Origin of the sequence: Hydrogenivirga caldilitoris, assembly GCF_003664005.1 — a bacterium.
In the GTDB taxonomy this organism is placed as follows: Bacteria; Aquificota; Aquificia; order Aquificales; family Aquificaceae; genus Hydrogenivirga; species Hydrogenivirga caldilitoris.
In genome coordinates this window covers 465869-478682 of record NZ_RCCJ01000001.1, presented here as the reverse complement: position 1 = coordinate 478682, position 12814 = coordinate 465869, and the positions used below count along the sequence as shown (strand labels likewise).

The window sequence follows — 12814 nt, the reverse complement described above, 5'->3', positions numbered from 1 at the left end:
AGCTAAACATTAAGATACGATGATTATATTTCTTGATTACGATGGAACCTTAACACCTATAGTTAAAGAGCCTGACGAGGCTAAGATAGAGGCTGACAGGAAAAAATTTCTTGAAGAGCTCTCAAAAAAGCACAGGGTTGTAATAGTCACTGGAAGGAGCATTGAAAGCTTCAAAAAGGTTTTCGGCCACGTACCTGATACGATATACGTTATCACATCCCATGGAGCAAAAATTTACAGAGATGAAAAACTTTTAAAGGAATTCTTGGATTTAGGGTTGCCAGACCTGACCCCTTTAAGGGAAAGAATAAAAAACATACCCGGTGTTTTTATAGAAGAAAAGGAGGGTTGCTTTGCCCTTCACTTCAGGAACTTTAAAGGTGATGAAAGTAGGGTTAAAGGTATTTTTAAGGAGTTTGTTGATAGCCATCCCCCAAAAAAGGTCATAGAAGGCAAGAAAGTCCTTGAAGCTGTTTACTCAGATGTGGACAAGGGCAAGGCGGTTGAAAACTTCCTCCGGCTCGTGGGTTGGAATGGTAAAGAAAAGGTAGTCTATATTGGAGACGACACAACAGACCTGTACGCCCTTAAAAAGGTAAGAGAACTTGGAGGGTTGCCGGTCTTCGTTGGAAAGGATAAACCCCCTGAAGCTGAGTTTACTCTGGAGAATGTAGACCAGGTTTATGTCTTTCTTTCAAGGCTTGAGAAGTTTGCAGGTTACAAGTAAATAGTCACTTATATGCCTTGTTATTAGGAAGCTATGCCTTACTCTCTCATGGGCATTCTTACCCATCTCCTCTCTATCTTTCACGTTGGCAAGGAGTTGCTTAATTCTGAAGGCTGTGCCTTCCACACTATTCACAAGATACCCCGTTACACCATTTACTATCTGTCTTTTAATTCCACCTATGTTACTTCCCACAACCGGTTTATACTTCCACATAGCTTCAGAAACCACAAGGCCAAAGCCTTCCCTTATTGATTTCTGTACTACAACAGTAGCTGCCCTCTGAAGGGCGTTAATCTCCTTATGGCTGTCGGGAGGAAGATTCAGGATAAACACATCCTTATCATCACCTTTAGCTTCCATTACTTCCTTATAGACCTCTTCCCCTTCTGGGTCGTCCGCGGCGAAAGAGCCTGCAAGGACGAGTTGGCAATCGTACCTCCGCTTAACAAGCTTATACGCCTCCATTACCCCCAAGGGGTCCTTTAGACGGTCAAATCTTGAAACTTGAAGAATTATGGGCTTTTCCGGGTCTATCCCGAATCTCTCCAATACCGAATTTATAAATTCTTCACTCAACTCAATATTCTTGTCATGAAGTGGGTCTATGGAAGGAGGTATGACAAAGGCAGGAATCTGTACACCTTCCCTGACAAACTCAGGTATGTGGAATATACTCCCGTCATAACCATTCACAAACATCTCAAGGAACTTCCATACACCTTCATCTGGCGTTGATATGTCTATGTGACACCTCCAAACCCACCTCTGTCCCTTTCTCTTCTTAACTATCAAGCCTAAGGGTTGGGGGTCGTGGATAAAAACAACGTCGTAAGGGTCAGTGTCTATATAGGACACATTTTCGTAAGTTTGCCTCATGTAAGTTATAACGTCTTGATGGGTAAGAGCCTCCTTACCGGGCATATGAAGTAGGTTGTGTATCTTCTTTGTAACCTTGAAGAACTCCAGCTCTCCTTTTATCACCTCCCAGCGAGTTTCAATCCCGAGCTCGTTCATCAGAGGGACCATACGGTGGAGTATCTCTGCTACACCGCCGCCGAGCTTGGTGGAGTTCACATGCAAGATTTTTACACCTTTAAGCTCTTGTGCAAGTTGCTTCAGTTCACTCAGTGTACCTTCGTCTATATATTTTGTGTACTCTTCAAGCATTTTAACTCTCCAGATTGGTAATGATCATTTCTCTGACTTCATAGAGGCTGTGTGCCATAAGGTCTATCTTGTCTATTTTGACAGCCAGGCTTTCTTCACCTATAGACCTCAACCACTTGGAAAAGTCATTCACAGGCTCACGGTTTACAAGCCTTGAGGTTACAAGATGGTAAAAGAGGGAATGCACCCCAACTCTACTTAACCCTTTCTTAAACTCCTCCAAGTTGTTTGCTGTTACTCCGGTATCTACAACCTTCCTGACCGCCCTTATAAAATAAAAGGGTTTACAGAGCCTCTCAAAACCGTTTGGCTCGCTGTGGAGTATGTTCAACATCTCCTCCCTTATATCCTCTATACATACACACTCCATAAGGTCTATAGCAGAAAACTTCTCCGCCAAGACTGGAAAACCGTTTTCAGCCAGCCAGTAGGCAAAACTGTTTCCATAATCTGTAGGGAGCAAGTGGTACTCAAAGAGGTTCCTGTAAAGGTGATAGTATATAGAGTCCTCGTCTATCTCTTGCAGAACTCTCATAAAAGCGGCCAGTGTGTTTACCTTAACACCTGTATACTGGGCTGTCCACAGCTCTGACTTAAATATAAAAGGAGCCATATAATAAATGTTAAACTGAAACGGGAGGATAAGGATGCTTAAAGAGGGCGATAAGGCACCAGATTTTTGTCTTAAGGGTATAGATGAAAAGGGAGAAGAGAGAGAGTTTTGTCTTAAGGATTTCAAGGGTAGGAAGCTGATACTCTACTTCTACCCAAAAGACGATACCCCTGGGTGCACGGTTGAAGCATGCGATTTTAGGGACAACCTGAATCCGCTGGTATCAAAGGGTTACCTTGTTGTCGGAGTCAGCCCAGACAGTGTCAGTTCCCACAAAAAATTTAAAGAGAAGCACGGGCTGAACTTCCCCCTATTAAGTGATCCCGACAAGAAGGTGGCTGAAGCTTACGGGGCTTACGGTGAGAAGAAGATGTACGGGAAGGTTACGAAAGGTATAATCAGGTCAACCTTCCTGATAGATGAAGAAGGGAGGATTGCAAAGGCATGGTACAACGTAAAGGCAAAGGGTCACGTAGAGAAGCTCCTGAAAGAGCTGGAAAGCTGAGGGAAAGAGCAGAAGAGGTTGTAAAGAGGCTTGAGAAGCTCTACCCAGATGCAAGGCTTGAACTTGAGTACAACAATGCCTTTGAGCTCTTGGTGGAGGCGATACTGGCTGCCCAGGAGTCAGATAAGAAGGTTAACCAGCTGAGGGAAAGGCTGTTTAATAAATACAAGAGCCCGCAGGATATAGTCAATGTACCCCTGGATGAGCTTGAAAGAGACATAAGCTCAATAAACTTCTACCGAAGGAAGGCACAGCTCTTGAAAAAGTGTTGTGAAGCTCTCGTTAAAGAGTTTGGTGGCGATATACCAAGGACCGTTGAGGAGTTAACAAGACTGCCAGGAGTAGGTAGAAAAACTGCCAACATGGTTGTGGGAGGTGCCTTTGGTCTTCCGGCGATAATAGTGGACAGGCATGTTCTGAGGGTCTCCCAGAGGATAGGTTTTACCCAGGAGAAGGACCCAGACAAGGTGGAGGAAGAGTTAAGGCATATAGTTCCTCAGGAAAAGTGGACTGAATTTTCTTTCCTTCTACTTAACCATGGAAAAAACGTGTGCATAGCAAAGAACCCGAAGTGTGAGGAGTGTCCCATATGTGAGCTGTGTGATTCCTGCAAGGTAAAGTTATAATGTTCATGACCGAAATACCCTAAGAGGGGAATAACGGGGAGATGGTAAAGAGAGTTCTATTCAAAGACCTTGACATAAACGTGATGAATATAAACAAGGTCTATGAAGAAGTCCGTAAAAAGGAGATAACCGGGTTCCTCAGGGTAGTATACTGGAGCAAGGACGATTATCTGCTCTTTAATAAGGGAGCACCCTACAAAGTAGTTACCTTCGGTGCGGATGGAAGCAGGAGCCTCTCCAAGGCTGAGAACTTCGCTATAGAAAGTAAGGAGGGCACCGCATCCCTCGTAGAAACGACCATAGACGACCTTGTAGGCATAATTGAGTACAGACACAACATACAACAAGATGGGTCTTTGGTTTTCTTTCCTTACGGTCTCCTCATACAGGAGCCTGTGTCAATAAGCTTCCTTGACATAAACAAGGAGTTTCTCCTCGCTCAGAGGAGTCATTTAGATGGGTACGTTGCCCTCTACACAGAGGAGACGCTATTTGGCATCGTGATATTCCAAGGGGGTTTTCCGGTGGCAGTGTTTGGAGGTGACGGGTCCTTCGGAGACAGAGCGGTAACTTACATAAACGCAAACCTCATTCCAGCAAAGAGCTTCATGTCCATGTACACCCTTGAACCGGAGTTGTTAAGTTTCGCTTATTCCATGCACTCTGACAACGTAAGGAAAACAGAAAGAAACTTCAGGACTTACGAAGAGGCGGAAAAGTTTGTCGCAGAGGAAAAGAGGAATGCAGTTATAGTTATAGAGGGTGAAGGTATACACCGATACGATATGTTCTTCAGGGGTCAACATATAGACAGGCTTGTTAAAGAGAAGGGTCTCTTTGTTAACGACGAAGTTGAAAGGGGGAGGTTAGCTACCAAGGTTGAAAACCTGCCAGACAGGTCCATATGGGTATATGATATATCTCTTATTGAAAAACCTCAGCCTATTGAGGTGGTTATAGAGGGTGTTGAGGAGGAAGTCGTCACCTCGGACAGTGAGGTGCCTCTGGATAAGGTCATGGAGGTTAAATCAGCTTTTATAAAGGAGATAGGACCTCTTGGGAAGTTAATATGGGAAAAGACGCTGAACGAGTTTGGTTTTAAAGAGAGCTCAATGACTATAAACCATATAAAGATAGTCGTTGATAAGCTTAAGAGGGAAATACCAGAGGATGAGGCAGCCAGGGAATTTTTAAGGCGCGTTGAAAGCATACTGCCAGATATAATTTAGAGGAGGTTGTAAATGGTAGGCAGATACTTTAAGAACGCTTCGCTTATAGAGAAGTTCGTTGTCCCGAACGTAATAATACTGGTTGTCCTCATAGCATCTGTTGCTGCTGTTAGTTACTATCTCCTGCAAGAGCAGTTAAGGAAGCAGGCTGAGGAGACCTTAAACAACGGATACAAACTGTTCCTTGAACAAATTAAAACGAGGGAGAACGCAGGTCTTTCGGTTGCCTACCTTGTGAGCCAAGACCCGGACGTGAAGAAAGCCTTTAAAAGCAAAAACAGGGACCTCCTTTACAAGTATGTAAAGGTGAGAACAGACCTTGAAACCTTAACGGGCATATACGACCTTAGACTTCACTTCCTGGCTCCTGTCGCCATCTCCTTCTTCAGAAGCTGGAATCCGGAGAGATTTGGAATAGACGTTTCCAAGTTCAGGAGGATAATAGTCACTGTCGCCGAAAGGAGGGCTCCTCAGAAGGGGATAGAGATAGGATTGAGAAGGGCGATAGTTACAGGTGCATACCCTGTAATGGAAGGGAACGAGTATCTGGGAGCTGTGGAACTCATAACACCCTTCAACCCTATACTTGATGACCTCAAGGGACTCGTAGGTATGGATACTGTAGTCCTAATAGACAAAAAGGCAGCAGCTCATGCCGAGTGGGCTGTAAAGGCAGAAAAGATCGGTTCCTACCTCCTTTATTACGAGACAAACCCTATACTTAGGGAGCTTATGCTCAAGGCAAAGGACAAACCGGAGACGGTTATTGTGGTTCAGAACTACGCGGTTATGGCAAAGCCTATATTTGACTTTTCAAGAAGAAACGTAGGACTCCTGCTTATGGGCTACGACCTGACACCAGTGATAGACTCCTACAAACAGATAGGTGTTTACATACTTATGTTCGTCTTCGTCGGACTCATATTCAGTTTCTTTATAAGCTACATGATATTCAAGAAATACGTTGAAGACCCGATAAATACTCTCATAGAGCATACCGAGAGGATAAGTATGGGAGACGTTGACCAGAAGATACCAATAGAGTCAAGGGACGAAATCGGAAGACTTGCCGAAGCCTTTGATAGAATGAGGCTCAGTATAAAGAAGGTTATGGACCTTCTTAAGTGAGGTTGAAGGTGAAAGGTTTTGGTTTATCATTTATTCCAGGAGGATAGGATGGAACTTGACATAGTCCAGTACGAGATAGACGAGGAGGTTGAGAGGAAGCTTATCAATGCCCTAAAAAACTTTGTGGCAAGGACAGAAGCTGACCTCGTACTCCTCTCGGACGACGCTGGACGTATCATCTCCTTTTACGGAAAGAACCTTGATGAAACCCAGGCTGAATTTCTCGCAAGCATAATAAGCGGTATATTCGGCGCCGCCTTTGAAATGGCAAAGATGGTATCCAAGGAAGACCTCCTTGACGCCATTCAGTACGAGAGCAAGAAACAGAATGTTGTGGTTAAAGCTGTAGGTGAAAGGTTTCTTGTAGGTGTACTTTGCCCAAAGAGCGTTGCCTTGGGAACCGTCAGGCTCTTCTTAAAAGAGCTTGCAGACGAGCTAAATAGGATATTCTCTTCGGTAAAACCGAAGCCTTCAAAGCTGCTGAAGCTCTCCCCTGAAGCAATTGAAGACAAACTCAACAAGATACTGGGGGCGAAATGAAGTTAAAGGTGGTTTACTTCGGGGCATCTCTGGCTGGCAAGAGTACCAACGTTAAGGTTCTGTATGACCTTCTTAAAAGCAAAGGCATAACTAAGGGTGATTACATATCTATGGAGACCGACGAGAACAGGACACTCTTCGTTGAAATGTTCCTAAGCTCCATAAATCTTGAGGGTCAAAATATTGACATCAAGGTTCTTACCACACCGGGGCAGTTCAGACTTCATCCTCTTAGAAAGGTGATAATGAAAGGCGTGGACGGACTGGTTTTCGTCGTAGACAGTTCCAAAGAGAGGGAGAATATAAACTTTCTCGTTCTCAGAGAGACAGCCGCCGTTCTTAAGGAGCAGGGCTTTGATCTATATTCTCTGCCCGTTGTGGTTCAGTACAACAAAAGGGACGTGCCTGATGCACTCCCCGTAGATGAGCTTGAGCCCGTATGTAATCCTTGGGGGACTGAGCATATAGAGGCTGTAGCTACGGAAGGTAAGGGGGTTTTGGAAACCTTCCAGGCAATTGTCAGAAAAATCTTATTAGAGAAAGCATGCGCCAAGAAGTAAAAGAAAAGATAAACCTGGAACTTGTTAATACAGAAGCCCTTATAGAGGATTTAAGACGCAGAAAGTTTACAGGATACGTGAAGATAACCAGCTGGGACGCTGAGGATTACATTCCCTTTTACGATGGGGAAATTAACAGAATCTTTATAGTTAGCAAAAGGGGAATAGAGGAAACCAACTATACCACTTACGGGTTTCCCCAAACAGGTATGTTAGAGATAATAGAAACAGACCCTGTAAGTATCGTACACGGCTTGAGGAACGACTTTAACCCTGAAAGGGATGGACCCCTCTGTCTGGCAGGTTACGGAGATGAATTCCACCCTACATCCTCCTTATCTCACATAGATATTGACCAGTTCAAGACACTCGCAAAGAAGAGCCACTTTAACGGCTACATGCTTTTCCATACAAAGCGAGAGCCTGTAGGTATGGTTATCTTTTACAATGGAGACCCTGCTGGAATCTTCGCTCCGGAAAGGAGCGGTGAGAAAGCCGTTCAATACATAAGGATAAACTCAAGGGGTGGTTTTGTAAGCACGTTCCTGCTGGAGCCAGACTTTGTACCCCTGCTCCTTTCCATGGTGCGCCTGGAGGTTATTAAAGAAGGTGATATAACGGAAAAAGCCGAAATGGACGCGGTAAGGGACGATATAAAAGGTAGGAGGATGAGTGCGCTGCTTTACCTTGACGGAGGAAGAGCAAGGAGATATTACCAGTTCTTTTACAGGGGTAAAGAGGTAAAGGGACTGCTCCAGGGTTTATTTAGCATAGATGAGGTGAGCGAAGAGGATGTGGACTTTCCCGGAAGGTTCACCCTCTACCCTCTATACGTGGATACAAATCCGAGCCCTGTCAGGTTCAGTCTCAAAGCCTCAGAGGAAGTAATAGACAGAGTCCCTCCGCAGAAACTTAATGAGATAAAGGAAGCACTCCTGGATGAGATGGGTCCCGTCGCGAAGATAGTATGGAAAAAGCTCTTTGATGAGTTCGGCTGGGACGAAGAGAGTGTCCCTGCCAGTAAACTTGACGAGTTCATAGAGAGGTTGGCGGAAGAGATCCCCTATGATGATCATAGGAGCGCATTTTTAAAGCGGGTTAGGAGGAGCCGGGAATGAAGGTGTTTTTCAGAAGCATAAGGGCTGAGATTTCATTCGTTATCGTTATAACGGGAATACTCATAGGTACGGGAGTGGGTTTCTTTATATACAGGTCAACCATCAATAAAGCCATTGACTCTGCAAGAAGTAGAATAGAGACCACTATGGCCTTTGTAAAAGCCTCAAGGGATTATGTACGTTCAACCTTGAGACCTAAAGTTGATGAACTCCTTGCTGCCGGGTGTACAAGCCAGGACTTCATTCTTGAAGCTCAGTCCTCCTCCTTTTTCACAGCTTCCATCTTCACACGGGTAAACCAGGAGATTCCGGATATGCAGCTCAGACAGGTTGCCGTAAAACCTTTGAATCCGAAAGATAAACCCAACGAAACCGAGCTCTGGATCATAGCCTACCTGAAATCTAAGAACCTGAAAGAGTTTGAGGGGATAACCCTCCATCGTGGGAAGGAATACTTTATAAAAGCCTTCTCTGTCATACCCAAAAAGGGCTGTTTGCGGTGCCACGGCAAGGTTGAGGACATGCCTGTTGCTGTGAGAAATCTGTACAATCCCAAGGAAGACCCTAACTGGCCTGTCGGTCAGGTAAATGGTGCCGTCCTCGTCTACGTTCCCTTTGATAAGGTTATGGAACAGGCAAGAATTGATGGTATCGTAAACGGTGGTCTTGTGGGCGGTGTGTTCATACTCATGTCGGGGATAATACTGCTGATACTTAACTTCAGAGTGTTTAAGCCCATAGATGCCCTCAGAGACAGGGCTGAGAAGATAAGCAAGGGGGAGATTGAACAGCCGATCCCTTACCAGTCGGAGAACGAGATAGGTAAACTTGCTAAGGCTATAGAGAGAATGCGTGTCAGCCTTAAGAAGGTCATGGATATGATAGGTTGACAAAACCCCAAATGAGAATTATTATCAATTGCGGAGGTAAAGGATGGACGATAGAGTTTACATATTTGACACCACTTTGAGAGACGGAGAACAGGCACCCGGATTTTCCATGACGACGGAAGAGAAACTCCAGATGGCTATGCAGCTTGCCCGTCTGGGGGTTGATATAATAGAGGCCGGTTTTGCCATAGCTTCCCAGGGGGACTTTGAAGCTATAAACAGGATAGCTAAAGAGGTAAAGGGTCCGGTAATATGCTCACTCGCTAGGGCACGTGAGGAGGATATAGAGGTTGCTGCCAAGGCTATAGAGCCTGCAGAGAGAAAGAGGATACACACCTTCATAGCTACATCAGAGATACATATGAAGTACAAACTCAGGATGGAACCTTACGAAGTACTTGAAAGGATAAGGCGTGCGGTTTCCTACGCGAGGAACTTTACCGACGACGTGGAGTTTTCCTGCGAGGATGCAACCAGGAGTCAGAGAGATTTTCTGTACAAGGCTATAGAGGAAGCGATAAAGGCGGGAGCCACCGTTATAAACATACCTGATACCGTGGGTTACGCTGTCCCAGAGGAATTCGGGAAACTTATTGAGGATATAATCAATAACGTTCCAAACATAGATAAGGTTATAATCAGTGTCCACTGTCACGATGACCTTGGACTTGCTGTCGCCAACTCCCTGACGGCTGTGAAACATGGGGCGAGGCAGGTTGAATGCACCATCAACGGTATAGGGGAAAGAGCTGGAAACGCAGCCCTTGAAGAAATAGTTATGGCTCTCAGAGTGAGGAGGGACTATTTCGGTGAGCTTTTCACGGGTGTGGATACAAAAGAGCTTTATAAAACTTCAAGGCTCCTGTGCAGGATAACGGGCTCCTTCGTTCCACCGAACAAGGCTATCGTCGGGGATAACGCCTTTGCCCATGAGTCTGGAATACACCAGCATGGTGTCTTGAGCCACAGACTGACTTACGAAATAATGAATCCGGAAGACGTTGGCTTTCCGGTAAGCAGAAGGATAGTGCTTGGAAAGCACTCAGGGAGACACGCCTTAAAGCAGAAACTTGAAGAGTACGGGATACAGTATTCTGAAGATGACCTGAATAGGATCTATGAAAGGCTCAAAGCCCTCGCTGACAAGAAGAAAGAGGTTTACGATGAGGACATTGAAGCTCTCATATACCAGGAGTTTATGAAGCTGAGTGAAGAAGAGCCCATAAAGGTCCAGCATTTCCAGGTTCAAAGTGGTGACAATATCATGCCGACTGCAACGGTAAAGCTTTACTTTAAAGGAGAAGAAAAGACCGGAACCTCTACAGGAAACGGACCTGTTGATGCTACCATAAAGGCTATTCAAAAGGCACTCGGTATAGATGCCAACCTCCTTGATTACTCAATAAAGGCTCTCACACCTAACACTGATGCCCAGGCGGAGGCAAGAGTTGTCCTTGAGCTTGATGGGGTGAGAGCTTCAGGTAGAGGGGTTGATACGGACATAATTAAAGCGAGTGTGAATGCCTTTGTTGATGCTTTGAACAGAGCTATAATGAGGAAGGAGTATATACTTCAGAAGTCCCAAATAAGAGAAGAGGGAACTATCTGAACTTTTGGGATTTTGGTGTATTATTAGTTGGAAGATATAAACGGAGGTAATTTATGAAAAAGGCAATCCTTGCAACTATGATAGGTTCCGTCATGCTTTACTCCTGCAAAGCACCCCAGGCGAAGGTCTGTCCCGATGAAAAGGCTGTAAAGGAAAACCTGGGCAAGCTTGTAAACAGAGAATTCAGCGTGGTCAGTCTTAAGCCGGCGGAAGGTTTCAGCGGTCTTTGTGAAGTTGTCCTTAAGGTTGGCCTTAAACCTATAGTCATATACACTAACTCCGAGGGCAAGAACTACATAGTTGGGAATGTGTTCAACGTTGATACCAAGGAGAACTTAACCCAGAAAACGGCCAGCCAGTACATGACGGTATCTAAGGAAGTACTTGAAAAGCTGGAAAAAAGTGTAAATATGACTTACGGTAAGGGAGATAAGTTCGTTTACTATATAACAGACCCTGATTGTCCCTTCTGTAAGAGGTTCTCCCCTATATTAAAAGACTGGGCTAAAAAGAATAACGTAGAGGTTAAGGTCATACTTTATCCACTGCCGATACACCCGGACGCAAAGCCAAAGGCTGTAGCTATGGTTTGTGACAAGAAGGGCTATGACGATATTCACAGGAATGTAAGCACTAAGAATCAATGCAAGGAAGGTGAAAAAGCCATTGAAGAGAACATGAACCTTATGCAGGAGCTCGGTATATCTGGAACACCAACCGTTATAGGTATGAACGGCAAGTATATCGTTGGACTCCCCAGGTCGGCTGAGGAGCTTGATGACCTCGTAAAGTGATTAGTCCCTACCCTTAATTACCAGTTTTACAGGGGAAAACTCTATACCGAGCTTTTCTCTGAGTCTTTTAACAAAGAATTTCCGGTAGCTCTCCTTCCAAGCTTCGGGATAGTTTGTGATTATCACTACGGTGGGAGGCTTTACCCCCTCCTGAAAGGCATAGTAAACTTTGACGCTTTTGCCTCTATGGTGAAGCGGTTTCTCTTTGAGTGTACCTTGAACCACCCTGTTTACGAATGAGGTTCTGTGCTGCTTGGTGTAGTCCCTATACACGAGCGAAGCCTTTTCAAGTATGTCCTCTACTCCCTTTCCCTCCGTGGCGACGGTAAAAACCACGGGTGCATAGTCCAAAAAGAAGAGTTCCTTCCTCACGAGGTCCTGGAGTTCCCCTTCGGATAAAGGACACAGATCCATCTTATTCGCCACTATCACGCATCCCTTGTACTTTCTCTCTATAAGCCCACCCAGTCTCTTCTCCTGTCGTGTAACACCTTCACTTGCATCTATTATCAGACAGACAATATCCGAGTGTTCAATAGCTTTCAAAGAACGCCCGACAGAGAAAAACTCAACACCGTAATCAACCTTAGAGGGTCTTCTTATACCTGCAGTATCAATGAGGACAAACTTCATCCCATTCCACTCAAAGGGTACCTCTACCGTGTCACGTGTGGTTCCCGCCACAGGGGAAACTATGACCCTTTCTTCCTTGAGGAGTGCGTTCAGAAGGGAGGATTTACCAACGTTCGGTTTGCCCGCAAAGGTCAATCTTATACCTTCATACACGAGCTCAACTTTTTCCTCTTTAAGCCTTTTAACCGCCTCATCAAGAAGCTCACCGACGCCCCTACCATGAACTGACGATACGGGAAACAGAAGCTCGTAACCGAGCTGGTAAAACTCTACACTCGCCTTTTCATCTTTATTGGTATCAACCTTGTTAACAACCAGGATAACCTTATCCTTGTATGGATACAGTAACTTCGCTATCTCCGTATCTAAAGGTGTTACACCATCTTTAACGCTGACAACAAAGAGTATCACATCAGCCCTGCTTACCTCCCTCTCTATTGTTTCCCTTACCTTGAGGAGTATATCGTCATGGGAGTCGGGCACAAGTCCGCCTGTATCAACAAGAATAAACTCCTTACCTGACCATTCAGCTTTCGCCTCTATCGTGTCCCTGGTAACACCTGGTATGTTCTCAACTATCGCCTTTCTACGTCCTATTATTCTGTTGAACAGAGAGGATTTCCCGACGTTAGGTCTTCCTATAATTACAACCCGATTGCTCATGGAGGTTTA

The 12814-nt window shown here is 45.0% G+C and carries 14 protein-coding genes; 11 read left to right on the top strand and 3 right to left on the bottom strand.

Annotated features, from left to right (window positions below):
- The first annotated feature begins 19 nt into the window (after window positions 1-19).
- A complete protein-coding gene (gene otsB, locus BCF55_RS02660) occupies window positions 20-727 on the top strand; it encodes a trehalose-phosphatase (protein WP_121009622.1) in 708 nt (235 codons plus the stop codon).
- On the opposite strand, the gene BCF55_RS02655 is transcribed toward otsB, so the two are convergent.
- Together BCF55_RS02655 and BCF55_RS02650 are read right to left on the bottom strand one after the other, a co-directional pair.
- Window positions 695-1897: a glycosyltransferase gene (locus tag BCF55_RS02655; RefSeq protein WP_121009619.1), complete on the bottom strand. Its 1203-nt coding sequence runs from the start codon at window positions 1895-1897 to the stop codon at window positions 695-697. The genes otsB and BCF55_RS02655 overlap by 33 nt on opposite strands.
- Before the next feature lies 1 nt (window position 1898).
- The gene (locus tag BCF55_RS02650) at window positions 1899-2510 is read right to left on the bottom strand and encodes a DUF5752 family protein (RefSeq protein WP_121009616.1); all 612 of its coding nucleotides are present in this window, start codon (window positions 2508-2510) and stop codon (window positions 1899-1901) included.
- Between the two features lie 34 nt (window positions 2511-2544).
- Between BCF55_RS02650 and bcp the strand changes: the two genes are divergently transcribed.
- From bcp to BCF55_RS02600, 10 genes are read left to right on the top strand one after another with little or no spacing between them, the layout of a single operon-like run.
- Window positions 2545-3015, top strand: coding sequence for a thioredoxin-dependent thiol peroxidase (gene bcp, locus BCF55_RS02645; protein ID WP_121009613.1), 471 nt, complete (start codon window positions 2545-2547; stop codon window positions 3013-3015).
- Window positions 2955-3641 carry an endonuclease III gene (nth, locus tag BCF55_RS02640; protein ID WP_121009610.1) on the top strand — a complete coding sequence of 229 codons (687 nt, stop codon included), beginning with the start codon at window positions 2955-2957 and terminating at the stop codon, window positions 3639-3641. Before bcp ends, nth begins: the two co-directional genes overlap by 61 nt.
- A gap of 41 nt (window positions 3642-3682) precedes the next feature.
- Window positions 3683-4870, top strand: coding sequence for a DUF8082 domain-containing protein (locus tag BCF55_RS02635; protein WP_121009607.1), 1188 nt, complete (start codon window positions 3683-3685; stop codon window positions 4868-4870).
- A 12-nt stretch (window positions 4871-4882) separates the two neighbouring features.
- A complete protein-coding gene (locus BCF55_RS09755) occupies window positions 4883-5998 on the top strand; it encodes a cache domain-containing protein (protein ID WP_121009604.1) in 1116 nt (371 codons plus the stop codon).
- A 48-nt stretch (window positions 5999-6046) separates the two neighbouring features.
- Window positions 6047-6538 carry a roadblock/LC7 domain-containing protein gene (locus tag BCF55_RS02625; protein ID WP_121009601.1) on the top strand — a complete coding sequence of 164 codons (492 nt, stop codon included), beginning with the start codon at window positions 6047-6049 and terminating at the stop codon, window positions 6536-6538.
- A complete protein-coding gene (locus tag BCF55_RS02620) occupies window positions 6535-7098 on the top strand; it encodes a GTP-binding protein (RefSeq protein ID WP_121009598.1) in 564 nt (187 codons plus the stop codon). Before BCF55_RS02625 ends, BCF55_RS02620 begins: the two co-directional genes overlap by 4 nt.
- On the top strand, window positions 7083-8216 hold the full coding sequence (locus BCF55_RS02615; protein WP_121009595.1) for a DUF8082 domain-containing protein: 1134 nt from the start codon (window positions 7083-7085) through the stop codon (window positions 8214-8216). Before BCF55_RS02620 ends, BCF55_RS02615 begins: the two co-directional genes overlap by 16 nt.
- Complete coding sequence (locus BCF55_RS02610) at window positions 8213-9106, top strand: c-type heme family protein (protein ID WP_121009592.1); 894 nt, start codon at window positions 8213-8215, stop codon at window positions 9104-9106. Before BCF55_RS02615 ends, BCF55_RS02610 begins: the two co-directional genes overlap by 4 nt.
- Before the next feature lie 43 nt (window positions 9107-9149).
- Window positions 9150-10715, top strand: a complete 1566-nt coding sequence (gene leuA, locus BCF55_RS02605) for a 2-isopropylmalate synthase (RefSeq protein ID WP_121009589.1) — start codon at window positions 9150-9152, stop codon at window positions 10713-10715.
- Between the two features lie 53 nt (window positions 10716-10768).
- Entirely contained in the window at window positions 10769-11509 is a 741-nt protein-coding gene (locus BCF55_RS02600; protein ID WP_121009586.1) for a DsbC family protein, read from the top strand.
- Here BCF55_RS02600 and der read toward each other — a convergent pair whose 3' ends face one another.
- Complete coding sequence (gene der, locus BCF55_RS02595) at window positions 11510-12805, bottom strand: ribosome biogenesis GTPase Der (protein WP_121009583.1); 1296 nt, start codon at window positions 12803-12805, stop codon at window positions 11510-11512.
- Window positions 12806-12814 lie beyond the last annotated feature (9 nt).